A 26,278-nucleotide genomic window follows, 5' to 3' on the forward strand; every position below is an offset into this window, starting at 1 on the left:
TGCTCGCCAGGAATGCGGGGACGCGACCGGTGCAGGGCAGGGGCATTTTTGGTGGCCGGGAAATACCACTACGCTCCAGCCGTGGAATCCGATCCCTCCAGGCACATACTCCCGCATTGATCTGGCCAAGAACCTGTGGGCTGGTGCGTGCGGCAATGTACCCGCCGACCCCCCGAGCACCGGATGTAAGACACATAATAGTGCACCAGCGCAGTACTGTTGCACGGGTCATAGACATTACGACTGTGTTGGTTTCATCTGGTATTGTTTTAGAACCGTAGATGCCATAGGCTTGATTGACGATCGTTACTATGGCGATCCATGGGAAGGATACGGATGGCGAGGTTGGCGTTCAATCGAAGCCGGTTGGTCCGGCGTCAAGCTTGATTACGAGGAATGGTACAATAACCCGCAGCTTAGGAAACTCGGCGACATCATAGTATGCGGTGCCTGCGATCCGGGCTCCGCGTGCGACGAGTTTGATGAGGACGATCCTATCGGTCATCTAGCTCTATATGTGGGCGGCCAGAGCATGATAGACTGCATACATTTCAGCGCGTCTGATACCGGCGTTAGGGAACGGCAGTTGAGGCCTGTATGCAGTTGTCAGATCAAGGGCAGGCCATGGAAGGTACTGAGGCCGACTTACGACGAACCATGTCGTGCCTCCATTACAGTACGCAAACTTGACCGGGGACTCCCCCTAGAAGGATTCCCGATTGAGATGGAGAAACCGGATGGCACCACGCTGTCGCAGCCTACCGATGTGGACGGTTACGCGCGATTCAAGGATCTGGTGACGGATGCGGACAAGGACTACGTCGTCAGAGAGAACGTGATCATCACCGATGGCATCATATCCTGGAACGGAAAGCGGTATCGCCCCGACGGACCGACCACATACAGTATTCGAGTGACACAATGTGAAGACTATGCACGCATCTTTGACAACGTGTGTCTCGGGTCCGTTACCGCGCGGAAGTTCAACGACTGCAACATGAACGGGCGGCGCGACTCCGGCGAGGCTTTCATCCCAGGGTGGCCGATGCGGCTCACCGGCGTCAAGGTGAACGGCGAGGCGGTCGGGCCGATTGACAAGCTGACCGACGGGAACGGCGCGGTCAAGTTCGCGGATCTCGATCCCGGCGACTACGTGGTGAGCGAACTCGGGAACGGGATCAGTTGGACAAAGGTACAGAGCACCTGCGGCGCGACCTCCTACTGCGATTGGCGCACGTCGTGGGGCGGCAAGCGGTGGCAGGCCACTCAACCTCGACCGCCGGACAACTGTAATGCCGCCGGCGCGGCGCCGTCGCTCCCGGTCCACATAGACTGCAACGACGTTGACATCGCGTTCGGCAACGTGGAACTCGGCGAGGTGAAGGCGTTCAAGTTCCACGACATGAACCTCGACAAGGAGTTCCAGCCGGTCGGCGAGGCGGACGCGGGCGGCGACCAGAAATGTACACCCGCCGAGCCGTTCACCGACCTCAACTGCAACGGCAAGTGGGACGACGGCGAGTACTTCAGCGACCTCAACGGGAACAAAACGTGGGACCCCGCGGAGGCATTCGCGGACTCGGACGGCGACGGCTCCTACGACTGGCCGGAGTGCCCGGTCCCGACCTGGCCGTTCGCACTCACGGGCCTGCGGGCCGACGGTCGGCCGATCTGCCCGAAGGGGCTCACGGGAGCCGACGGATGGGTGACGTTCCCCGACATCCCGCCGAGCAACGCCTCGGGCTACCGCCTCGCGGAGGACGACGGCATACTCCACTGGTGCGCCGTCAACCTCGGCTGGCCGGACGACCCGATACTGCGGTGCTCCTACACCGTGACCGACATCTGCACCGGCGCGGGGCCGTGCCGGACGATTGACCGCTGGCAGGCGACGACCACGACGTTCATGGACTTCGTGCTGCAGTGCGGGGCCGATCGGGAGGAGCAGTTCGGAAACATCTGCCTCGCCCGCGTTGACGGGATGAAGCTCATCTACGACGACGGGATGCCGGGGCAGGCCGACCCGGTCTTCCGTCCTTGGGCGATATGCCTCGCGGGGAAGGACCATTACGGGCGCGACGTCATACCGAGCGCGTCGCCGTGCACACCGCTCCCGCCGGCGGGACAGGCCCCGATCACGATCCCCTGCCATAGTCCGGCATGGTATGAGACGATCTGCAGCGGGGCGGACGGCACGTTCAGCTTCGTTGACCTGCTTCCGGGCCACTACCACCTGACCGAGCAGCCGGACGCCAACTACCGCATGGCGATCTCAAGGCCGATGCTCTCCGGGTTCGACGTCATGTGCTGCCCGGAGGAGGTAGAGATACAGAACATCCGCAAGGACCTCGCGTGGAAGGTATACCAGACCTATCCCGGCGACTCGAACGAGGCGGAACTCGGCAACTTCGGCTACGGCGGCATGCTGGGCGATCTGATCCGCGCGGTGCCGGGCGCGCTGAAGATCGTCCCGGGAGAGAACTGGACGAACTACAAGCAGGGCGCCCAGCTCTGCCGTGAGACTCCGGGCAAGAGCACCATACTGACGAAGAAGTTCGACGGGTTCTCGCAGTGCGGGGACGTGTTCTATCCCCTGACGGTGAGCCAGCAGGGCACGTCGAACATCCGGCTGTGGTGGCCGCTGATGTACGAGCCGCCGACCACGACTTGGACGCTGAGGCTGATCTACGGCACGAAGACGGCCGTGCGCTTCCCCGGCGAATCCAGGGAGGGATACGTGCATGAGGACGTGTGGCGGTGGGTGGTCGAGACAGACATCCCGCACATGAAGCTGTTCCTGGACCTGCTGAGGGAGGCTCCGTTCGGCCTCGACGAGGTGCCGCTGATCTCCGATGAGGTGATGTACCCGGCGCTTCATGCGAAGCTCGACGCGGTGCAGGCGGCGGTTGACGCGGGCAACAAGGTGTCCGCGGGGCTGCTGCTGGGGCAGTTCGAGATGCAGGTGATGGATGCGTGCATCGCTCTATCGCCCGCGAAGCCGTTCCCGACCGGACCGGGGACGGGGATAGCGAACTCGTTCGAGAACCCGGCGTGCTGTAAGCTCCTCGTGGACGCAGAGCATGTGGGGAAGACGCTCAACATCTTCCAGCCGACGAAGGACTAGCAGCGGAAACCGGGACGGTTGACTGACGAAGAAAAGGGAGTCGGGACTTCGGTCCCGACTCCCTTGTTGTTTCCGTGGAGGGAAGGAGCGGCGGTTACTTGACGGTGGCGATCAGGCCGAGGCGCTTGCCGACGTACTCGGCATCGGCGAGAATCTTGCAGCAGGCCGGATTCTCGACGCTGTTCGCTATGCCGGTGCCGGGGCCGGTGGGCCTGGGCTTCGCAGGGGAGACCGCGATGCAGGCGTCCATCACCATCATCTCAAAATCACCGAACGCGAGCCCGGAGTTCACGAAGTCGGCCATCCCGTGGAAGGCGATGATCTCGTCAAGCTTGGCCAGAAGCTTCGGATAGAGCACCTCATCCGAGATGAGCGGCACTTCATCGGTCGCGAACGGCACCTCGTGGAAGAGCGCGAGGAGGTCCTTCATGCTCTCCAGGGTGGCATCCACGTACCATTCCCACGTCTCGGTGTGCACGTATGCGGGCTTGTTCGGGCCGGGCCCGTCGTCGTCCCAGGGCACGGACGTGCCGTACAGGATCGTGAGGGTCCAGGTCGTTCCGGGGATCTCGTACATCAGCGGCCAGTTGGTGCGGATGTTAGGCGTGCCCTGCTGGCTGATACGCTTCGCGGGGAACACGTCCGCGCACTGGATGATATCCGGCGTCTGCTTCGTGAGGGTCACGTTCTTTATGCCGTACTGGATTCCGGCCTTCGCGGCGCCGATGTAGTTCGCCCACTTCTCGCCGGGGATGATCTTCAGCACGCCCGGCACGGCGGTGATCGCGTCGCCGTAGTTCCCGGCGCGGCCCGCCTGGTGCTGATCGAGGCCGTTCGAGTCGCCGGGATAGGCCTGCAGGAGCGGCTGAGGCTCGCGCGGTGGCTGGGGCGGCCTGGCGTCGCGGCCGACCCAGAATGCGACGGTCACCGGAACGATCTGTCCCGGGGCGATGGTGCCGAGAGACCACTTCATCGCGCCGGCGACCTCGGCGGGGCCGACGAGGGTCGTGCCGGGAAGCGCGTCGGCATACAGCGCCTGAAGGAGGCCCACCGCAGGCTCGCCCGCGTGACCGGAGAACTCCCCTACCCCAAACGCAGTCGGCTGGACGTTCGAGCTGAAGCCGACGAGGTCGCTGCCTTCCGCAGTCCACAGGGATCCGCCATACGAGGTGATGTCGTAGCGGTAGTCCTGCAAGCCGCCGAGAGCGTAGGGAGTCGGATCGTAGACGGCGAAGTTGTTCGGACCCAGGTCGTTATTCGGGTGCGGGTGCAGGAACTGGTAGAAAGCAAAGTTCGTCACCGGGGTGGAACTGACGTTTCGGATGTTGTACGTCTGGAACAGCACGTACGGCGAACTGCGGAGCGCCGGCTCTGCGCCGACGCCTCCCGGATTCACACCGACTGCCATGCCTTCGGAGAGCTGCCGCATCTCGACGAGAATCTCGATCGAAAGCTTGTCGTTCCGGATGCGACTGCGACCGGTGTCGTTTCCGGTAACAGGATTGGTCGGCTCATCCCACGTAGTCATCGGCGCGACGACCTGAAACATCGAGTTGGTGGGGAAGTCCGGGCGGAAGAACTCCGGCGGCAGGAGCATCGAGTAGCCTGAAGGCGTGTTCATGCCGTCGTAGCGAACGGCCCCCGACCAGTCTCCGCAGAGTATCTCGTGAGGGCCCAGCGGACTCGGCAGAAGAGTCGTGACCAGGTTGGAATAGCCAAACCCGTCAAGAAAGATCTGCCAGTCGGGCGACTGGAGGTCCTGGGCGTGGGCCTGCATCCCTGCCGCAAACACAACGATGCAGAACAAGACAAGAGACTTCGTGATCAACCGCATGATTGTTACCTCTCCTCCACAGAATCGTTGCCGGCAGGGACTCGAGGTCGTCATACAAGATGTATATTCCCATCCACGCCGCCGTTCAACCGCGAAACGCCAAAAAAAGCATTGAAAAGTAGAATATTTATCAAGCAAGCGATATCATGTAGAATCAACCGGCGCACGCTCAACTTGCGGTGGTCTGAAAAGTAATCCGGCAACTTAGGTTTGAGACGCCGGTATTGTGGGTAATCCAACTCCGGAACGGCTGAGCTTCCGCAGAGGCAGGCTATCAGCATCGGAAGCAGTCTTGGTACTGGTCGTTCCATCTGCCGTTGCTTGGCTGTTTGGCAAGGGCATAGTTTGGGTATAGATGAGTTGCACTGCCGAGGGGCGGACGCCTGCGCAGAGTTTCTTCCGCACTCAGATTCCCCCACGATCGCAAGACCGGGGCGGCAGTGTCAGCGAAAATAGAACCGGGGGTGACGGCTGAAGTGAAGTTCAGGAAGCTGACGGTCTGGATCGCGCTCATTCTCATCCTGTCGGCTGCGGCCGCCCGCGCGGACGAACCGATGCGGGGGCTGGTGGTTGATCGAGGCAGCGGAGCCTTGTGGCTGGGTCTGCCCGGCCCGGTTCCGATCGGCACGGGTTTCAACGTATACCTCGCGCCGGGCGGCGAGCCGATGGCGTTCGCCACGGTCATTGACATCACTCCCGACGCCCCATACGTTGCGAAGGCGAAAATGAGGGCGCTGCGACCGGACGCATTCATCCCGGTCGGGGCCTATGTAGAGGCCGCCGCCACGGAGATCCCCGAAGCAGACAAGCACGAGGGCGGATTTCAGGACATGAGCCTGACCCGCCGCTATGACCGCCGGTTGACGTTCCGGGCGGGCGCGCTGTTCCCGACGAACGGCGACCTGAAGGACGAGACGGACAACCTCTGGCCTGCGTTCCAGGCCTCATACCGGCTCTGCGACTCCCCCGAGCGGGACCTGCAGGTCGGCCTGGGATACTTCGGCGGGAGCGGCACATTCACCGGGGGCAGCCGGGATTTCCGCGTCCTCCCGGTCACTCTCGACGCCAGGTTCCGCACGTCCGCAGGCTCGGGATTGTTTGCGAGAGCCGGAATCGGGGCATATTACATCCGCGACGAGCGGACACTCGGCCTGGTCACAACGTCCAATGATATGGTGACGTTCGGCTGGCAGGCGGGATTCGGCTATACCTCCGCCGGGGGATACTCCGCGGAGATATGCTACACGGACGTACTCCGGACGGATTTCGGAGGCGTGGTTCTGAGTCTGGGGACTCAGTTCTAAGTACCTGCGGTCGCCGCAGGCTGGCCTCAGCAGGTCACCTGTTACGAACGCGAATCTGACGACGAAGGAGGTGTCGCAAATGGTAGAGAGAATCAAGAGGCTGTTCGCGGATGAGGAGGGTGCCACGATGGTCGAATACGCCCTGCTCCTGGGCCTGATCGCGATAGTTGCGATACTGGCTCTGACGGGACTCGGTGGAACGGTAAAGAACCTCTTCACAGGAGCAGACAACGAGCTCAAGAAGGTCCCAACGACCCCCGGCTAGCGCCGAACGGGGCTCTGTACGACAACCGAGACCGCCATGTCGAGAGCTTGAATGAGCCATCTAACCCGGTTGGCAGTGCCTGCCGTGTTGACTGTCCTGCTCGGTGCGGCAGTTTACACAGACCTGAGGCACGGTAAGATATACAACAAGCTTACCCTGACCTGCACAGCGTTGGGGATAATCCTGTCCCTGCTGTCAGCCGGAATCCGCGGGGCTGGTGAGAGCCTTGCGGCGGTAGGACTGGTCGTGCTGCTCTACTTGCTGTTCGCACCCCTGACCGGGGTCGGCGGCGGTGACGTGAAGCTCATGATGGCGGTCGGAGCGCTGGTGGGCATCAGGCTGGCGGTGTGGGTTCTGCTCTTCTCAGCGGCGATCGGTGGGGGCATCGCGGTGATCGTGATGGTACGGCACCGTGTGTTCTGCCGCACGGTTGGGACGATGAGCACGAACCTGATCCTGAAGCTGTTCTATCGTGCTCCGGTGGAAGTGACCGGCGGGTCCCGAGGGTTGAGGTTCCGGTACAGTCCGGCTATCGCCCTCGGGACACTGCTGGCGTATGTTATGAGACGTTAGACCGGAAGGCCCGAAGGCCGGTCCCACTCATGAAGAGGATGCCTCTTCACTCGCGGTTTTGAACGGAATCGAACCGATGAACACCTGGCGGATGAACAATCGAGGCGTCGCGCTGGTGGAGTTCGCGCTCATAGCACTGCTCTTCATCACCCTCGCCATTGGAATCATAGATTTCGGACTGCTTGCCAAGGATTACCTGACGCTGGGCAGCGCCGCGCGGGAGGGCGCCAGAGCGGCCGCCCTGGGGGGCGCGAAAGAAGAAGTCATCGCGGCCGTACGCGCGAGCGCGCCGACGCCGAACAGCACCGAGAACCCGAAGGTGTACATGTGGTACGCGGAGATGGGTGCGAACCCTGACTGGAGGGCGTACAGTTCTCCTGACGAAATCCCCCCTGAACTGGCAGACGTGCAGGTCAAGGTACGCGCGGAGTATGAATGCAACCGGATATCGGGGACTTTCTTCGGCGAAGACCCGATCACCCTGAGCGCAGATGAAGTCATGCGAAAGGAATAGCCCCCGGTTCGCCGGTCAACACCGTGGGGGCACTCACCGGCACGGAGGTGCCAAAGATGCGCAACGATAGCAGGAAGGACCGCGGCGCTATCCTGGTTCTTGCGGCGGTGCTGCTCATCGCGCTGATAGGCGCGGCGGCGCTGGCCGTTGATCTGGGACGGTTGCGTCTGGGCCAGGCGCGGGCACAGGATGTCTGCGACGCAGCCGCTCTGGGGACTGCCTGGCTACTCGAACCGACCGATATCGAGTCAACCGTGGCGAGGATATCTGATACAGCAGACGAACTGGCTCGGGCGAACAACCAGTCCGATAACAGGAAGGTGCTCAAAGAAGGGCTTGATCAAGAGGGCGTGACGGTAACCAGAGTCGAGGGCAAATCGGTCAGACTGAGAGGCGAGGTCAAGGTCAATTTCGGCTTTGCCAGGATACTTGGACCCGGACCCGAGTTCAGAACGGGCCGAGTGGGAGCAGGATCCAAGGCAATTCTGGAGAGCGCCAGAGGATTCCCCTACAAGTTCGCCCCGTTGGCCGTCACCCAGATGCAGGTCATGGACCCTGACTTCGCCAATGGGCGCAATCAGAAGTTGAGCAGCCGCTACTACAAGACCGATGGAACGCCTGATCAGATCAACAACCTGCATCCGGTCGGGGCCGAGGCCGACTTCGCGAGCCAACTGGGAGTGTTTGGCAAGGAGATCGCGCTAGCCACGAGAAAACAGTTGCCTCGTATAGAGAAGGACATGTCAGCCCCCATCGTGAGCAATCTCAGTGAGCGCGTGAATGGCGACACGTGGACGTGGGAGCAGTGGAGCGCTGCCAGCGATGACGATAAGGCCACGAGCAGTCGCATAGTGATCATGCCGGTGGTGGACAACAGCATGACCGTCGTGGGGTTCACGGGCTTCTTCGTAGAGACTGTCGGTCTCTACGTCGATACTAGAAACGACCGGCACTGCGCGGCGGTGTGGGGCCATTTCGTACCCGGTGTTGTCGGCGCCACGTCGTCGGTACATTGGCTGAGGCCGTTCGAGGACTTCGATCAGCCTTGGCTCAACCCGTTCCAAGAAGACATGGGCAACCTGATGTATCGGGTCCGCTTGAGCAAGTAGCAACCTAGGGAGAGAGAACCATGAGTATGCAGACGAGACAGAAGACGCTGGTGATTGCCGCGGTCCTCGGGGTGCTGGCCGCCGCGCTGGTCTGGAGCTTCCTGGCCGGACAGAAGGCGCAGAAGGCCGAATCCGAGGTCCAGGTGGTGGTCGCCGCGAGCAACATCCCCCGCGAGACCGTGGTGTCGCCCGCCGACATCACCATGCGGAGTTACGCCAAGGAACTCGTGCCCGCGGGCGCCGCGATCAGCGAGGGCATGGTGGTCGGCAAGGTCACTACGACCGACATCCGTGCCGACCAGCCGATCCTGACGGCGAGCCTGATGTCCAAGGACCGCCTGTCCTATGTGATCCCGCCGTTCATGCGCGCGGTGACCGTCGGCCTAGACCCGGTGATCGGAGTCGGCGGATTCCTCAAGCCGGGCGACCGCGTGGACGTGATCGCAACGTTCGATATGAACGAGACCTCTTTCGCGAAGACGGTCCTGCAGAACGTCAGCCTTCTCGCGATCGGCTCAGAGGCGGTAGAGGAAGGCGACAAGCTGGCCGGCGACAAGCAGACAGCACGCGTCCAGCCGACCGCCACGCTGGCGGTCACCCCCACCGAGGCTGAGAGGCTGATCCTCGCCGAGGCGAAGGGCAGACTCCGCCTGACGCTGCGATCCGCCGAGGACAGGCTCGTCAAGTCCGCCAGGCCTATCAGCGTCAGCGCTGTAATGGGCGTCGCACCGACGAAGTCCGCGCGCGCATCCGCACCGGCGGCCGCCCCGACCGGAGGCGGCTCGCCACTCATACCCCCGGCGCCGGTCGGCGGACAGCAGCTCACCCCCCTGCCCGGCACGGTGCAGATCGCGCCGCCCGTCAAGACCGTCACCGTCGTGCGCGGCACGAAGGTCGAGGAGACCGTAGTCCCGGAATAGCCATTCGAATGCCATAAACGCCATGCAAAGGAGGCACGGGTCGAAGGGACGTTCCCTGCAGCACTCAGCGGCCCGGTCATTATGAAAACTCGAAATGCTTGCTTGATAACTCTACTTGGGATAGTCGTGCTGTGCAGCATGGTCTCGCTTGCTTTCGCCGCGGCAGATCGGCTTGCGCCGGAGATGGTGCTCCGCGTCGGTGACAGCGAGATCATCGAGTGCGAGGACGCGAGGCGCGCGGCAATCGGGGATCCGATCGTCGCGGACGTGGTCGCGCTCTCGACGACGGACATCCTGCTCAACGCAAAGTCACCCGGCACGACGGTCCTCTACGTCTGGGACAGGAACGGCAGGCGGCTCTTCCGCGTCAAGGTCGTCCCGGGCGAGGTGGACATGGACGCGCTGTGCGCAAGGATCAGCTCCGAGATAGGCGACGCGCGCGTCTCCGTTCGAGGCGTCGGGAACACAGTGATCCTCGAGGGCACGGTCAACCGCGAGGCCGAGTCGAGCAAGGCGGAGGCGATCGCCCGGGCGGTGGTCGAGACTATGATCTTCCAGGGGACGAGCGCCGGCGCGAAGTCACAAGAGGTCAGGTCGGTCTCCCGTCCCGAAGGCGAATCCTTCGTGCTCGAGAAGGTGGTCTTGGACAAGGACACCTCTGTGGAAGCTCAGACGGGCCCGCGAGTCCCGAAGGTCGTCAACCTGATCCAGATCGAGAAGGCGATAGACGAGGTGACGGCGCTCACGATGGAGGTTGCCGCGGCGTTCCGGCAGGCGCTCAACGAACCCGATCTGACGGTTCGCGCTCTGCCCGGCAGCGTGGTGCTCGTCGAGGGCAAGGTCGGAACTCCCGCCGAGATGGAACGGATCAACCTGCTGATCAAGGGATACAGCAAGGAAGTCGAGACCGACAAGGTGGCGGGCGGCGCGAAGGAACTCGTGACCATGATCAACATGGTGAAGCTCGACAGTTCCCGCGCCCGTCAGATCATGGTCCGCGCGCAGGTCGTGGACATCAACAAGGAAGCTCTGAAGGAGTTCGGCGTCAACTGGGGACGCATCCTCGGCGGCAACCTGGATGACAACAACTGGTTGATCGGCCAGAGCGGCACCGGCCCGTTCGATCTGTTCGGCGGCGGGGCGATTGACCGGCTCGATCCGATCGGCGCGAGGATCCGCGCGCTCGAACAGCAGGACAAGGCGAAGATACTGTCCCAGCCCAACCTGCTGGTGCTCGACGGCCGCGAGGGAAACATACTGGTCGGCGGCGAGATACCGATCCCGGTGCCCCAGACGAGCTCAACCGGCGGCGGGACGACGATCACCATCGAATACAAGGAATACGGCGTGCGGCTGAGGGTTCTTCCCGAGATAACGGGCGACGGCACGCTCCAGCTTCAGGTCATGCCGGAGGTGAGCACGTTGAGCGACGCCGGCTCCATCACGATCAACGGATTCGACGTGCCTGCTCTGCGGACTCGCAGGGCGGAGACGACGGTCAGCGTGCGGGACGGACAGTCGCTCATCATCGGCGGACTGATTCAGAACGAAGACTCGAAGCTGGTCAACAAGATACCGATTCTCGGAGACCTGCCGATCATCGGGGAGTTGTTCAAGAGCCGGAGATTCCAGAACAACGAATCCGAACTCGTAATCATCATCACGCCGCAGATCATGCAGCCCACAGCGACTGCTCAGGGATAGCAACTATGTCAACCAGAGTACTCGTAGCCGAATACGACTCCGCGCATCGAGATGAAATAGCGCGGGCGGCCGCGTCGGACCCGGGGGTCGAGATCGTCGGTCTGGCGCGGGACGGCCAGGAGGCGGTCCAGCTCTCAGTGATGCGGGCGCCGGACGTGGCGATCATCTCCGACAGGCTGCCGGGTCTGACCGCGCTTCAGACATGCGAGACGCTGAACGCGGTCGCGCCACAGGTGATGCCGATACTGCTGTCGGACTCCAGGACACCCGAAATGCTGGAAACCGCGATGAGGTCCGGCGCGAGAGCAGTCGTCACCAGGCCGGTGGACGCCAAGAGCCTGATGCCCGTCATCGGATCGCTGATCGAGATCGGCAGCCGCCGCGACTCCGAGGAAGTCAAAGAGTTGAGAGACCCCTCGACGTTCCCCCGGGTGATAGTGGTCACAGGGGCGAAGGGAGGGGTCGGCAAGAGCACGGTTGCCGCGAACCTGGCCGTCGTGCTGGCGAAGTCGGCACCGCGCAGAGTCGCACTGGTGGACAGCTACACGCAGTACGGAGACATCGCCACGATGTTCCACGTTCGGCCCGGGCGCCCGCTGTCTGAACTCGAGTCGGTCGCATCCGAACTCGACGCCACGATAGTGCGCGACTATGTGACGCAGCACCCTTCCGGCGTGGACATACTGGTGGCGTCTACGGAGCATCAGTCGCTCGACGCCTTGTCGGCGGAGTGCCTGGAGAACCTGCTCTACGTGCTGCGCCGGATGTACCGCTACATCATCGTGGACGTGCCGCCGATACTGCACGCCCCCACCCTGCGGGTCCTCTCGAACGCAAACGCAATCCTGGTTATCGCCAACCTGTTCGACGTGACCACGGCTACGGACACCAAGCGGTTCTTCACGGCGATCGAGGAGTCAAAGATCCCGAGGGAGAACTTCGGCATCGTGCTGAACCGGGTGGCAAAGAGCAATCACATCAACCCCGAGGACATCGAGAGTCTATTCGAATGCGGGATACTCGCCAAGATCCCGAACGACGGGCGACTCGTCTCCGCTATCAACGAGGGAGTACCGATCGCATCATCGAGCGTGAACTCTCCCTTCGGCCGAAGCATCGCGGACCTCGCTGCCCGGGTGTCAGGCCAGAACGGGTACTGCGCGTCGAGGAAACCCGCACCAAGATCCGGCACGAAGGCCCGTGCGCGGACGTGACGGCGGATTGCGGGTGAAACAGGTGGCATGCAAGGAGAGCCGAAGTGGATACGGAAATCGAACAGGGTGATCCTGGAGGCGCAATGAACGCGCGCAGCTTGATGGATCTGAAGGCTCAGATCCACGAAAGGCTGATGGACGACATTGACGCCGGCGAACTGGGCCGCATCGAGAGGCACGCGCTGGCCCAGGAGGTCCGCCGGGTGATGGCGGATGTCATGACGGAAGGAGCCGTCACGCTCCCACTGCGGCTGCGCGAGCAGGTGGTTTCCGACGTCATAGACGAGGTCCGCGGCTATGGTCCGATTCAGACCCTGCTGGACGACGCCGACATCACCGAGATCATGGTCAACGGGGCCAACAAGGTCTATGCCGAGAGAAACGGCAAGGTGTTCCTGACCGACCGCGTTTTTCGCGACGACGAACATGTGATGCGGATCATAGGCAAAATCGTGACACCGCTCGGCCGCCGCATAGACGAGAGTTCGCCGATGGTGGACGCACGACTCCCGGACGGTTCACGAGTGAACGCGATCATCGCTCCGCTTTCGGTCAAGGGGCCGACGCTGACGATACGCAAGTTCTCCAGGGAGCCCTACGTGATGGAGGACCTGGTGAGCTTCGGCACACTGAACCCCCGGATGGCGGACTTCCTGCGGGCCTGCGTCGCGGCCAAACTCAACATGATGGTCTCCGGCGGCACGGGCAGCGGCAAGACCACCACACTGAACGTTCTCTCATCCTTCGTGTCTAACGACGAGCGCATCGTGACCATAGAGGACGCGGCGGAGCTTCGCCTCCAGCAGGAGCACGTCGTCAGCCTCGAGAGCAGGCCCCCGAACATCGAGGGCGAGGGGGAGATACCGATCCGGATGCTGGTCAGGAACGCCCTCAGGATGCGCCCGGACAGGATCATCGTGGGAGAGGTCCGGGGCGGCGAAGCGCTCGATATGCTCCAGGCAATGAACACCGGCCACGACGGATCACTCAGCACGGCGCACACCAACTCGCCGCGGGACACACTTTCCAGACTCGAAACGATGGCGCTCATGGCCGGCACAGAGCTTCCCTCCCGGGCGATACGAGAGCAGATCGCGTCGGCGGTACATCTGATAGTTCACCAGAACCGCCTCCGGGACGGAAGCAGGAAGATCACCCACATCACCGAGGTTCAGGGCATGGAGGGCGAGGTAATCACGCTCCAAGACATCTTCCTGTTCGACCAGCGGGGAGTTGACGCGCACGGAAGAGTACTGGGCGAGCACATCGCCACCGGTCTCAGGCCGAAGTTCGTGGACCGTCTGTATCAGCAGGGAGTCGAACTTCCCTCGGACATGTTCAACACAAGGACACTCGTATGAAGTTCCTATGGGCAACTGCGGCCTTTGCGGCCGTGTTCGCAGCCGTACTGCTGGTGGGGATTCTCTCATCGCGACGACAGAAGCGGGTCTCCGCGCGGCTGAAGGAACTCACCGGAACGGCCGTCCAGACCGCCAAGCCTCGGTCCAGTGATCCGATTCAGCGGGAAGACGCGGTCCCGATCCTGACACGACTGCTCAAGGGCAGGCGGATAACCGATCGCGTGTACTCGGAACTGTCGGCCGCGGGACTGCCGATACGCCCGAGCGAGTTCGTCGGGATTCTGTGCGGCTGCCTCATCGTGTCGCAGCTGCTCGCGTTCGCGGCGAACAAGGGCATCATCGCGCACCTGGTCTTCGGAGCAGTCGCCATCGGGCTGCCCATCGCGATAGTCCGATCGCTGCAGACGAAGCGACGTGCCGCGTTCGACGCTCAAATCGTGGACGCCCTGATCACGATGTCGGCGTCGCTGAAATCAGGTTTCGCTCTGATGAGAGCGATGCAGATGGTGGCGCAGGAGATGCCGCCGCCTATCTCGCAGGAGTTCGAGCGAGTCGTGAACGAGGTCGGAAACGGCCGAGGCACGGGCGACGCGCTTCGAGCGTCCGTGGAGAGAGTCGGTAGCTACGACTTCGATCTCGTCGTTACGGCGATACTGATACACCAGCGCGTGGGAGGCAACCTGTCCCAGATCCTGGACACCATAGCCGACACGATCAGGGAGCGCGCGAAGGTCATGGGCGAGATGAAGGCCCTGACCGCCGAGGGGCGCATATCCGGGCTGGTGCTCGTCCTCCTGCCGCTCGTGCTTGCCGTCTTTCTCTTCGGCACACGCCCGGAGTACATGTCGCCGCTGTTGACCGACCCGCTCGGACAGATGATGGTAGGCGCCGCCGCGTCACTGCAGATCATCGGCGTGCTGATCATGCGAAAGATGCTCGCTCTGGACTTCTAGTGGAGAGTAGGCCGTCGTGCTTGTGCTCATAGTCATATTCACATTCGGATGCATCACACTGCTGGTGATCGGCCTCACCACCCGATCGGAGCGGAGCATCGTCAGAGAGCGGCTGTTCGCCCAGTCCCGCGGCAAGACGAGCGCCCTCGACTCAGTCGAGACCGAGATGGCCGAACCGTTCCGCGATCGCGTCATCCTGCCTTTCCTGCGCCGTCTCGCCAACTTCGCAGTGCGCCTGACCCCGGGGGGAGCGTCGCAGGCGGTGGAGGAGAAGCTCGTGACCGCCGGAAGGCCCTGGAACATGGGCGCGCGGGAGTTCATGGGCCTCAGGGTGCTGTCCGTCCTCTCCATGACGCTGCTCGGCGTCGCGGGGGTCAATCTCCTCGACGCGTCGGCTCTCCTGCGGATCGTGCTGATCGTCATACTGGCCTTCTGCGGAGCCGCCATCCCGGACTACCTGCTGGAATCGGCGATCAGGAAGCGGCAGTCGGCCGTGCGAAAGGTGCTCGCCGATTCGCTCGACCTCATGGCGGTCTGCGTGGAAGCCGGGATCGGCCTCGACGGCGCTATGCAGAACGTCGTCGAGAAGCTCAAGTCGCCGTTCTCGGACGAGATGTCGCGGGTGCTGGAGGAGATCAAGGTGGGCAAGGTTCGGGGGGATGCCCTGAAGGACATGGCGAAGCGAATCCACATTCAGGAGGTTTCCTCGTTCGTGGCCGCGATCTGCCAGGCCGACCAACTCGGGGTGAGCATCGTGAACGTGATCCGCGTCCAGTGCGACACGCTTCGCAACGTGCGCAGCCAGAGGGCGCGCGAGGCGGCGGCAAAGCTGCCGGTCAAGCTCCTGTTTCCCCTGATATTCTGCATCTTCCCCGCGATCTTCGTCGTGGTCATCGGCCCCGGCGTGATCGACATCTTCAGGAACTTCTTCCTCGGGTAAGAACCTCTCCGCGGATAGCCTGCAAGCAAGCCATTGTAATACCAGCAAACTGACGCTAATAGTTACTACGACCAAGCGGTTTATATCTAGCTTGATATACCAGATTTGAGTAAGTTTGTGATTTATGGGCCAAAAAACTTGCCGATCCGGCAGGAAAGTCCGTTTAGGACTGGCGGGTTCAAGGGTATCACAACATCAGGTATTGGGATTTGATTTCGTCTAGCAGTGGATGATCCGCGGATGTTCCTGCCGCAGACTCCGCTCACGGTCGAGGGACAATAAGGAGGCGGCCGAAGGGAATGGAGCCCTTCGACCGCCGGTAGCGCAGAAGAACCCCCGGTTAGTGGTGAGATCTGCCGCGCCAAACGTGTGTTTTGGCTGCTGCGCCTACTTCCTCCGGTCCTTCCTCCCTATCACAGCACAACTGCATAGCGGATGCGCGCCGGCGACGATGCGCCCGCCGGGCCCGGAGAGGCCCGGAAGGGGGGTGCATGGTGTTTGCCGGTGTCTGCGTGCACATTGGTTATTCCACATTTGAGCCTGTTTCGGCAAGGAAGCAGTTCGGGCTCCCAGAGGAGGAGCGGGAATCATGAAGCTGAAGCGCGCGCTACTACTTATTGCGGTGATGCTGGTCTTTACCAGCCCGGTTCTTGGAGACGATCCGCCGCTGGTGGAGTTTCAAGGGGACGCCAAGGCGGACTTCCCCGCCGGGACAGTTTGGCGGGATGACGTCCTCGGCGATACAAAGGATCGCCGCGGTCTATGCTACGACATGCCGCTGGGCATCGGCTCCTACAAGCAGGAACCCATCAACCCGGAGGACATACCCGCTTCCGGATTCAACGTCGAACGAGTGGGCACGATCTACGACTGCAAGAACGACATCCTCTACATCGCGCTAGACATCTGTGACGACCGAATAGCGTGGGACAGTGATGCGGATGGCAGGCTCACGAAGTACGACCCGACAACCGGGATTACGGGTGCTCTGCTGTGGGAAAACTTCCTGGACAATGGTCTTGAGGACTACGAAGTGGACCTCGACGTCGGCAACGGCAGTTTTGGCACTGCGTTCACTGCGGACATGCGGTTGTTCGTACAGAGCTTTGACGGCGGGGTGACGGTCAATGCCACAGCCTTGCCTCTGCCTGCGGGCGTGACCTTCAGCGCCTATGTTCCTATGCCTCGCATCGAGATGCCCGCGGGTTCGGGCCATTACGTGGTCGAGGATCCCAACAATCCCGGCAACTACCTCCCGACTGAGAAGGATATCGAGGTGAAGATCAAGGGGCTGCGGGAGCATTTTAACAACCTCTTCCCCAACGTATCCTGCCTGCCCGTCAGAATCCAGACCCGTTCCGGAGCTACCGGCGACCTTGTCAACGAGGACATAACGGACTCTCTGTTTGATCTCTGTTGCGAGCCGTGCATCGAGATCACGAAGGGCGTGGCGTGCTCGCCGGACGGGCCGTTCCTGCCGTCGGCGACCGCGCTTCGGGGGTCGGATGTGTACTTCCAGATCGCGGTGACGAACTGCAGTTCCGGAGCCTCTGCCGAGCCCCTGCGGGACGTCGTGATAAAGGATGAGCTCGATGAGGCTGCTGGCAATCCGCTCCTCGACTGCGCCGGCTGCACTCTGGACGGCGTGCCTATCCCCAACTGCATTCCGAATCTAGGCATCCCCATCGGCGACCTCGACGTCGGACAGACAAAGTTTATTGTCTGCAAGTTCCCGACCAACCCGGCCTTCGCGGTGGAGGGGAACAACCCGGACGCGACCAACAGGGCGAGGGCCACCGGCGTGGGCGTCTACAGCGGCGTTGAGGTGGTATCACCCGCGCAACCCGACCCAAATGTCCAGACTTGGGTCCAGGCGACGGTGGACGTGCTGGTGCCGAAGATCACCTGCGGGAAGCTGATTGACGACGACAGCAACTTCGGCGCGGACACGTCGGATACCACCGCGCCGTCGTGCGACTTCCGCATTCCTAGCGGCGAACTGAAGGACAAGCAGATCTTCTATCAGTTCTGCGTGACGAACGACGGCGAGGTGCCGGTTGACTTCGCCGAGGGCCAGAACCCGAACTGCCCGAGCTTCAACGACGACTTCATCAAGCCGGGCGGAACGGAGATTGACGACCCCGACAACCCGGGCCAGAAGTACAAGATACCGGGGACCGATCAGAACCTCAACGTGCTCTTCCGCACGGCGCTGCTAGCCAAGTACGGAAGCTTCTTCCTGCGGCCAGGCGAGTCGGTCTGCATAGTGTCGGCTCCTGTAACGTTTGACCAGAAGAAGCTCTGCCCGGATTACCCGTCGTTCACTGACAGGTTCCAGGCATGCGGTTTCGCTACCTGCTACGACGACCAGGGCAAACCCGACGCGAATACGAGGTGTGGAGCGCTGTGCCTGCCGCCCGGAGGCGGAGAGAACGTCAGCACGGGCATATGCGAGTGCAAGGTCACGATCTGCCCGACTAGCATACGCGTAAATAAGTACGCGTCGTGTTCCCCGGATACCCCGCTGCGCCCGGGCGATCCGCTGCCCGGCAAGTCGGTACAGGCGGTACGGGGGTCTGACATATACTTCATGATCAGCGTCTGGAACAACGGCGGTGAGGACCTGAAGGACGTGCTCATCACCGACGCGCTGACTGAGGGAGCGGGCAACCCACTTCTGGACTGCGCGGGATGCACGATTGACGGCGCGCCGGACGGGTGTATCCCGGGAGTGATCAACATCGGCAACCTCGCCGTCAACCAGACGAAGTGGATTGTCTGCCGGTTCCCGACAAACTCGGCCTTCGACGTTCAGGGGACTAGCCCGGATGCCACGAATACAGCTAGCGCGTCTGGCGTCGGCGTGCTTACTGGAGTTGTGGTGAACGACGGACCCAGTCAGGCGACGGTTGACGTGCTGGTGCCGGGAATCGAGTGCACCAAGCTGATTGACGACGACGCCAACCCCGTCCCGGGCGACGCCGGAGACGCGACTCCGCCGACAGCGCACCTGAACCTGGTTGACTCGGCGGTGGACGTCGAGCAGGCCTGGTACTACTACAAGGTCTGCAACACCGGCGAGGTGGCGGTTGACTTCTCTCCGGGCAACGGCTGTCCCAACTTCGCGGACGACTTCATCAAGCCGGGCGGAACGACAGTCATAGTCCCACCGGCGAACGAGAACTATCTGATCCCTGGCACCGACCAGGACCTCTACGCCAATTTCCTGACGGCCCTGCAGGCGAAGTACAGCAGGAGCCAGTTACTGCCCGGAGAGTGCGTAGAGCTAGTACCTGAGCCGGTCACGTTCGACGAAGCCAGGCTCTGCAGGATCAAGGCCGTATGGCCCGACACGCTGAGCGTGTGCGGGCTTGCTCAGAACTTCGATCTCAACATCTGCGGAAGCCAGCAGGTGACGACCACTTGCAGCGCGGACGTGACGGTCTGCCCGGAGTGCCGCATTAAGATTGAGAAGCAGGTGTCGTGCTGGCCCGACAGGGGCTTCGGCCCGTCAGTTGACGTGCTGAGAGGCGCGGACGTCTACTTCAAGATCACCGTCACCAACACCGGCGGCGAGAACATCGAGCAGGTAGAACTGAACGACGTGCTAGTCGAAGAACCGGGGAATCCGCTCCTCGACTGCGCGGGATGCACTGTGGACGGGAACGTCGTTCCGACCTGCATCCCCGACATCTGGCAGTTGGGTACTCTGTACGTCGGAGAATCCAGAACCATTATCTGCAGAATCCCGACGAACCCGGACTTTGATGACGATCTGCTTTACAAGGGACGCGATCCGGATGCGACGAACTCCGCGACAGTATCCGGCATCTGCGCGCGGAGTCGGATAACCGTCAGCGACGGACCGGCGAGCGCGACGGTGAACCTGCTGGTACCGGACATCTCGTGCCAGAAGCTGGTTGACGACGACCAGAACCCCGATCCGGACGAGCCGGGCGACCTCACTCCGCCGAGCAACTACCTCGACCTGTCTCAGGACGAAGAGGTTGGCATCGAGTGCGTATCTTACTGGATGAAGGTATGCAACACCGGCGAGGTAGACGTGGACTTCACGAATCCTGCCGGCGCCGAATGCCCCGGATTCAAGGATTCTCTGCTGGACAACCCGATACCGGGAGTGATCCTGCCTCCGGGCACGGACGTTGACCAGATGTTCCGGACGGCCCTCCAGGCGAAGTTCGGGAGCGAGGTACTGCCGAAGGGTCAGTGCGTCTCGATCAAGGTACTGAACGTGTGCTTCGACGAGAGCATACTCTGCCCGAACAACCGGCTGATGAAGAATACCTTCGAGGCATGCGGCATCGCGAAGGAAGACGGAATCTGCCTGCCGCAGAGCGGAGGCGAGGAAGTCAAGACCGGAGGCTGTTCGGCGACCGTGCAGATCTGCCCGACTTGCATCAAGCTCGAGAAGACCGTGGCGTGCAAGCTGGACGGGCCGTTCGTCGAGAAGGTCAACGTGATGAAGGGCGAGCCGGTCTTCTTCAAGATCGTCGTGACGAACTGCGGCGGCGAAGCGCTGAAGGACGTCACATTGACCGACACGCTCACGGAACTGGTTGACGACCCGGACCCGCTGCTCAACTGCACCGGATGCACGTTGAACGGCGCGCCGGACGCGCGGTGCATACCGGGCGTGTGGAATCTCGGCACGATGCAGCCGGGCGAGACGAAGACCATCGTGTGCAGGGTCCCGACGAACCCTGCGTTCGCGGCGCTCGACGGGGACGACTGGGATGCCAAGAACTGCGCGTGGGCGACAGGGATCGGAGTCGTGAGCGGCGGGCAGGTCAGATCGCCTGAGGCGGGCGAGGACTGCGCGGAGGTCAACGTCAAGGTGCCGTGCATCGAGGTCACGAAGCTGGTTGACGACGACAACCACCCGGCGCCGGACGACGCGGGCGACCTCACCCAGCCGACCCACGACCTGAGCCTGGTAGATGAGGTCGAGGACATCGAGGAGGCCTGGTACTTCTTCCAGGTGTGCAACTGCGGCGACACCCCGATTGACTTCACCCCGGGGGCCGACGCCAACTGCCCGAGCTTCAAGGACGACTTCATCAAGCCGGGCGGCACTTCGGTCAATACGCCGAGCGGCCCGTACATCATACCGGGCACCGACCAGGACCTGCAGGCGCTCTTCCTGGCCGAGCTGATCGCGAAGTTTGGCGGGACGACACTGCCGGCGGGCCAGTGCGTATCGTTGTCGCTTCCGATACCGGTATCGTTCGACGAGGCGACGCTGTGTAAGATACGGCGCATCTGGCCGGACAAGGTCGAGGCGTGCGGCATAGCGACGGAGCCGGGAGTCTGCGGCGTCAGGCAGGTGAAGGACGACGACACGGCGCGGGTATACATCTGCCCGCCTGACCGAAACCTCTACCAGGCGTACCCCGGCGACTCGAACGAACTGGACCAGCACTTCGGCGGCTACCTCGGGCAGAGCGGAGACACTATCTCCGCGGTGCCGGGCGTGTTCATCCTGGTGCCGGGCGACAAGTGGAAGAACTTCGTGAAGGCCGCCCAGGTCGGCGTGGAGTACGAACTGAAGAACGTGGTGCTCACCAAGCAGGTGCCGACTTTCGCGCAGTGCACGGATGTGTTCCGGCCGATCACGATCAGACAGCAGGGCACGCCGAACATCCGGCTGAGATGGCCGCTGATGTACGAGGCGCCGGGCACGACGTGGACGCTGACGATTCAGTACGGCACGAGCTTCCCGTGGGACGACGACGGGCCTGTCGGACCCAATCCGGCAGGATACTACCACGAGAGCGAGTGGGAATGGTCGGTGGACGCGAGCCTGGAGAGCATGAAGCTCCTGCTCGACCTGTTCCACGAGGTGCCCTACGCGACGGACGAGGTGCCGCTCATCTCCGACGAGGTACTGTACCCGAACCTGAAGGCGAAGCTGGATGAGGTCATCGCCTTCTACGCGGCGGGTGACATGGTGAAGGCGGCGTTCGCGCTTGGTGAGTTCGAGATGACGGTGATGGATGCATGTATCGGAGTATCGCCGAAGATGCCTTACCCGGGCGGACCCGGAACGGGCATCGCGAACTCGGAAGAGAATCCGGCATGTTGCAAGCTCCTGGTAGACGCCGAGTACGTAGCCAAGAAGCTCGGACTGTTCCAGGGCATTAAGTAAGACGGCCTCCGGCCTGGCGGGATTCGTCCCGCTCTGGCATGGCCCGGGCCCCCGGCAGGATGCCGGGGGCCTTTACTTTTGTGGGTTCGGCGCGGCACCGAGGCAAGCTGGTGCTAGTGGACGAGGTGGACTTGCACGCCGAGCGATCGCGAGGGGTGCGGGCTGTTCTGCCGGTTCGTGGCGATGCGCGACGAGGAGGCGAGGCACCGTGATGGACCCTAACAGTGCGTTCGACGAAACGTCGGGACTCTTCCACGAACGGGTAATCGTGACGGCGATCCTGCATCGGCTGCTTCATCACTGCGTGGTGGTGGGCAGCAAGGCGAACCTCCACCGACTCCGGGTCTGGGCTACAGGGGTGGCCCGAGCAGAACGAATCGCGGGTGGCACGTCTTTACTCTGCCCGAGTCGCTGTGTCTTCATCCCGGCGTTGACACAGGCAGAAAGCACGGTTCGGTATCCCTCGTAATCTGCAATCGATTCTGAGCCCGATACGTGATCGAGGCAGGACCGCAAACACGGTCCTGCCTCGATATGTACGCTGATGCCTGTCGATTGAGCCAGCCACTGTCAGTCTAGTACTTCGCTATCCGAGCGAGATACTTGTCATCCGTAAGAAACACCATCCTGCCCTGGGTTGCCACTGATCTGCAGTAACCCCCGTAAACCGAATCCTCATAGGAGGGCAGGAAGAACGCCTCACTTGCCAGTGATCCTCCCGAGAAATCAACCGCTTGCAGTCCGTTGGCCGTATAGACACGGCTGAAGCTAGCTGAGAACGCATAGCCGTCTCCAGCGCACACTCCCAAGGCCGTATCGCGAGATGGCACCGCACTCAGAATGTTCGGCAGAGAAGCATTGTGTACGTCAATCAGAAGAATGCCGGAGTTACCCGCAGCTACATAGGCGAATCCCGCCGCGTCTACAGCGATATCCCGTGTCGAGTCGGAGGTCGCCAAGGACATAAGCCATTGGGGGGAGCAGGGATTCGCGATGTTAACCAGCGCCACACCACACGTGCCGTCGGCGATGATTGCCGTTGTGCCGGACAGCGCTATTGCGAATGCCTGACCGGGCGTATCTACAGAGCCCACGATTCTCAGGGAATACGGGTCGCTGATGTCCACAACCACAAGCCCTGCCAGATAGCACGCGGCATAGACCTTACCACCGCTAATACTGACACCGGTCACGTAATCCGGCATAAGCAAGGTATCAACGATAGCAGGATGCCGCGGGTCCGAAACGTCCACCATGTGGACATTCCGGTCATCTGCAACTACTGCATAGCATCCAGCGAGAGCGATATCAACTGGGTGGGTCAGCCTCAGGCTTCCGATATGTTCCGGCGACTCGGGGCTACTCACATCGTACACATACAGTGAGGAACTGATCCCTGAACGGCCGAAAGTGTACATTGTACTCTCAGACACTTCCAGCCCTACCGACCATGTGATCTGCGGAATCACTCCTACGGGTTCGCTCTTCGCAAGATCAAGCACATCTACTATGGCAAGCCCTCCATAGCCCGCGGCAACACATGCCACACGGCCTGCAACCGCGACTCCTCCGCGGTTGCGCCCCGCCACAGGCACGAAACCGAGTTCCTGCGGTATCTCGCCAGAAACATCGAAGACCTGCAGGCCATTGGCCACATTGGCGTAGCTGAAATTGGCGAGGTACGCCTTATTATCCATTATAGCCACACCAATAGCACAATCTTTCTGTAGTGACTGTGATAGGAGTCTCGGCACTGCAGGAACCCTCACATCCACAGCCAGAAGACCGGCGTACTGGGCAGCCACATACGCACGACCGTCGGCAGTTACACTGACATCTCGGGCAGTATCAGAAGTCGGAAGCGAACCAAGCAACCTAGGCGCCAGGGCGTCACTGACATCCACCGTAGCCACTCCTCCGCTACCATCAGCAACTACCGCGGTAAGGCCGTAGACGGACACGGCACAAGCCTGCCCGGGAGTATCAGCGACACCATCCAGCAACCGAGGTAAGAGCGGGTCACTTATGTCTACTATCCTCAGACCCTTCAGATAGTTAGCTACATATAACTTGCCACCTGAAACATGCACGCCGAGAGCGTAGTCAGTCAGATCGACGTTCGCGACTACAACTGGTGCCGTTGGCATGGCAACATCAATGACCTTGAGACTCTTGCTGTCGCCTACATATGCGAACCCGGAGCTATCAACTGCCACATCGTAACCATAAGTCAGATCCAGCGAGCTCTTCACGAGAGGATTCGTCCGATCGCTAATGTCCACAATCTGGAAGCCAGTCGAAGACGTAACGTAGGCGTATCTACAGTCCTCTGACATGGCAAGCCCGTATGCTTCGCCGATGACCGGGGTCTTGCCGATCCACTGGAGGTTGATGGGATCAGGGGCGACCGGGGGCGGCTCAGGCAGTTCGTCAGTAGAGCAAACCCCCGCCTGGGAGTTCGATCCGATGGCTGTAACCCGGTAGTGGTAGACCTGCTTGGGCAAACAACCGTTGTCCTGATACGTCGTTATGTTGGCACCGACATCTCCAAGGGGCTCCCACGGACCGTCAGCGCTGACGGTACTCCGTTCGATGTGGTAGCTGGACTCATGAAGGCTGTTGTCCATCCAGCATATCTCGACCTGCCATCTGCCGGTGTCGTAGTTGAAATCACCAGGCGTCGCCTTCAAGCCAGTCGGGGTGTTGAGAAGGGTCGTCGTCGATACAATGCCGGAGTATTCGGATTCGCGAGCGTCACTACGCGCGCGGACCCTGAAGTAGTAGAGGGAATGCTCGCCCAGACCTGAGACGAGACAGGAGTTGTTCGACCCAGTGTATACCTGCTTAGAGAAGTCCGAGTCGGTGGCGGGACTCATCTCGACGATGAACTCAACGTTCTGAAGCGGCTCGTATGTCCACCTGACCTGGATCTCCGAACCGGAGATAGCCTCGACCTGCAGGTTCGTCGGTGCGACCAGAGGATCAACCGGCGCGGGCGACTGAGTGGTTGCGCTTGCGGTCTTGAGCGCGCAAGCCTCGCCGTAGGAGTTCGTCGCGCAGACGGCATAGGTGTACGTCGTGCCGGCAACTAGATTGGTGTCCGTGAAGGAAGTGCGCGGCGTGGGTATCCATGTCGTCACGTCCGACCATGCACCTCCGCTTCGAGTCACCACAAACCACTGTTCGTTGCTCGAGTTGTCCGTCCACGAGACGTCGATCTCGGTCGTTGACTTGGCAGTCGCTACAACACTGCTCGGCGCGGCGGGAGCGCCGCCCAGGGTGATGGCGAAGGACGTGCTGGTCGTGCTCGAGTAGGTCGAGCAGCCGGCCGCGCTGCAGGCCCGCACCCGGTAGTAGTACTTCGTCGAACTGGACAGCCCGGTGTCCGAGTAGGCGGTCATGTTGGCGGCGACTTCCGCTATCTGTGTCCAAGTACCAGCGCTCGTGGGCGCTCGCTCGAGTCTAAAACAGGTCTCGTTGTCCGATTTGTCCGTCCAGCTCAGGTTGATCTGGCTCGAGGACACCGCAACCGCCTGGAGGCCCGACGGAGCTGCGGGAGGAGGCCCTAAGGTCGTCGCGTTGGCGGAGACACACGCGGAATCGCCTGTCCCGTTCGTCGCACAGACCTGGTAGTAGTATGTCGTCGAGGCGTTGAGCCCGGTACTCGAGTACGTTGTCACATTTGCACCCAGGGACAGCGGCGTCCACGGGCCGGAGGCACTGGTCCCCCGATTGATCTTGAAACCGGTCTCGTTCGAAGAGTTGTCTGTCCAGGCGAGGTCTATCCGACTAGACGAAACAGCGGTCGCCGTAAGACCCGACGGAGCCTGCGGAACGAGAGCAAGTGTGGTCGCGTTGGCGGTCGCACAGGAAGAGTCGCCCGCCGAGTTCGTCGCACATACTCGATAGTAGTAAGTCGTACCGGCGGTGAGACCCTTGTCGGAATAGGAAGCAGCATTCGCCGCCGGGGCGGCTATCTGCGTCCACGGGCCGGAGGCACTCATACCTCTGCTCACCTTGAAGCCGGTCTCGTTGGCCGAGTTGTCGATCCATGCCAGATTGATCTGGGCCGTGGATACCGCGGTCGCCGTGAAGCCCGAAGGCGCGGCCGGAGGAGCAATCGGCGTAGCGGCGCTGGTAGATGCATAGGACGAGTCGCCGGCCGAGTTCGTCGCGCACACCTGGTAGTAGTATGTCGTCGAGGCCGAAAGACCCGTGTGCGAGTACGAAGTCGCGTTCGCCCCTAGATTGACAGCCGTCCACGGGCCCGACGCGCTCGTCCCCCAGTTCAGCTTGA

At 61.8% G+C, this 26,278-nt stretch carries 15 protein-coding genes; 13 read left to right on the plus strand and 2 right to left on the minus strand.

Annotated elements, in window-relative coordinates:
- Positions 1 to 724: 724 nt before the first annotated feature.
- Positions 725 to 3,124 carry a hypothetical protein gene (locus KBC96_08705; GenBank protein MBP6964472.1) on the plus strand — a complete coding sequence of 800 codons (2,400 nt, stop codon included), beginning with the start codon at positions 725 to 727 and terminating at the stop codon, positions 3,122 to 3,124.
- Positions 3,125 to 3,218: 94 nt separating this feature from the next.
- On the opposite strand, the gene KBC96_08710 is transcribed toward KBC96_08705, so the two are convergent.
- Positions 3,219 to 4,958, minus strand: coding sequence for a hypothetical protein (locus KBC96_08710; GenBank protein ID MBP6964473.1), 1,740 nt, complete (start codon positions 4,956 to 4,958; stop codon positions 3,219 to 3,221).
- A gap of 476 nt (positions 4,959 to 5,434) precedes the next feature.
- Between KBC96_08710 and KBC96_08715 the strand changes: the two genes are divergently transcribed.
- The 12 genes from KBC96_08715 (at position 5,435) to KBC96_08770 (ending at position 21,981) form a co-directional block, all read left to right on the plus strand.
- Positions 5,435 to 6,262, plus strand: a complete 828-nt coding sequence (locus KBC96_08715; GenBank protein MBP6964474.1) for a hypothetical protein — start codon at positions 5,435 to 5,437, stop codon at positions 6,260 to 6,262.
- Between the two features lie 79 nt (positions 6,263 to 6,341).
- A complete protein-coding gene (locus tag KBC96_08720) occupies positions 6,342 to 6,527 on the plus strand; it encodes a Flp family type IVb pilin (protein MBP6964475.1) in 186 nt (61 codons plus the stop codon).
- A 51-nt stretch (positions 6,528 to 6,578) separates the two neighbouring features.
- Positions 6,579 to 7,100, plus strand: a complete 522-nt coding sequence (locus tag KBC96_08725) for a prepilin peptidase (protein ID MBP6964476.1) — start codon at positions 6,579 to 6,581, stop codon at positions 7,098 to 7,100.
- Between the two features lie 76 nt (positions 7,101 to 7,176).
- Positions 7,177 to 7,614, plus strand: coding sequence for a pilus assembly protein (locus tag KBC96_08730; protein ID MBP6964477.1), 438 nt, complete (start codon positions 7,177 to 7,179; stop codon positions 7,612 to 7,614).
- A gap of 56 nt (positions 7,615 to 7,670) precedes the next feature.
- Positions 7,671 to 8,723: a hypothetical protein gene (locus tag KBC96_08735; protein ID MBP6964478.1), complete on the plus strand. Its 1,053-nt coding sequence runs from the start codon at positions 7,671 to 7,673 to the stop codon at positions 8,721 to 8,723.
- 20 nt (positions 8,724 to 8,743) lie between these two features.
- The gene (gene cpaB / locus KBC96_08740) at positions 8,744 to 9,643 is read left to right on the plus strand and encodes a Flp pilus assembly protein CpaB (protein MBP6964479.1); all 900 of its coding nucleotides are present in this window, start codon (positions 8,744 to 8,746) and stop codon (positions 9,641 to 9,643) included.
- Positions 9,644 to 9,745: 102 nt separating this feature from the next.
- Positions 9,746 to 11,347 (plus strand): pilus assembly protein N-terminal domain-containing protein, encoded by a 1,602-nt coding sequence (locus tag KBC96_08745; GenBank protein ID MBP6964480.1) that lies wholly within the window; start codon positions 9,746 to 9,748, stop codon positions 11,345 to 11,347.
- A 5-nt stretch (positions 11,348 to 11,352) separates the two neighbouring features.
- Positions 11,353 to 12,561 carry an AAA family ATPase gene (locus KBC96_08750; GenBank protein ID MBP6964481.1) on the plus strand — a complete coding sequence of 403 codons (1,209 nt, stop codon included), beginning with the start codon at positions 11,353 to 11,355 and terminating at the stop codon, positions 12,559 to 12,561.
- Positions 12,562 to 12,644: 83 nt separating this feature from the next.
- Positions 12,645 to 13,922 (plus strand): CpaF family protein, encoded by a 1,278-nt coding sequence (locus tag KBC96_08755; GenBank protein MBP6964482.1) that lies wholly within the window; start codon positions 12,645 to 12,647, stop codon positions 13,920 to 13,922.
- Complete coding sequence (locus KBC96_08760) at positions 13,919 to 14,875, plus strand: type II secretion system F family protein (GenBank protein ID MBP6964483.1); 957 nt, start codon at positions 13,919 to 13,921, stop codon at positions 14,873 to 14,875. Before KBC96_08755 ends, KBC96_08760 begins: the two co-directional genes overlap by 4 nt.
- Before the next feature lie 16 nt (positions 14,876 to 14,891).
- On the plus strand, positions 14,892 to 15,815 hold the full coding sequence (locus tag KBC96_08765; GenBank protein ID MBP6964484.1) for a type II secretion system F family protein: 924 nt from the start codon (positions 14,892 to 14,894) through the stop codon (positions 15,813 to 15,815).
- Positions 15,816 to 16,404: 589 nt separating this feature from the next.
- Positions 16,405 to 21,981: a DUF11 domain-containing protein gene (locus KBC96_08770; GenBank protein MBP6964485.1), complete on the plus strand. Its 5,577-nt coding sequence runs from the start codon at positions 16,405 to 16,407 to the stop codon at positions 21,979 to 21,981.
- Positions 21,982 to 22,556: 575 nt separating this feature from the next.
- Here the strand turns inward: KBC96_08770 and KBC96_08775 are convergent.
- A partial coding sequence (locus tag KBC96_08775) for a fibronectin type III domain-containing protein (GenBank protein MBP6964486.1) occupies positions 22,557 to 26,278 on the minus strand: 3,722 nt, incomplete at its 5' end.

The organism is Armatimonadota bacterium (assembly GCA_017993055.1).
GTDB lineage: Bacteria > Armatimonadota > UBA5829 > DTJY01 > DTJY01 > JAGONM01.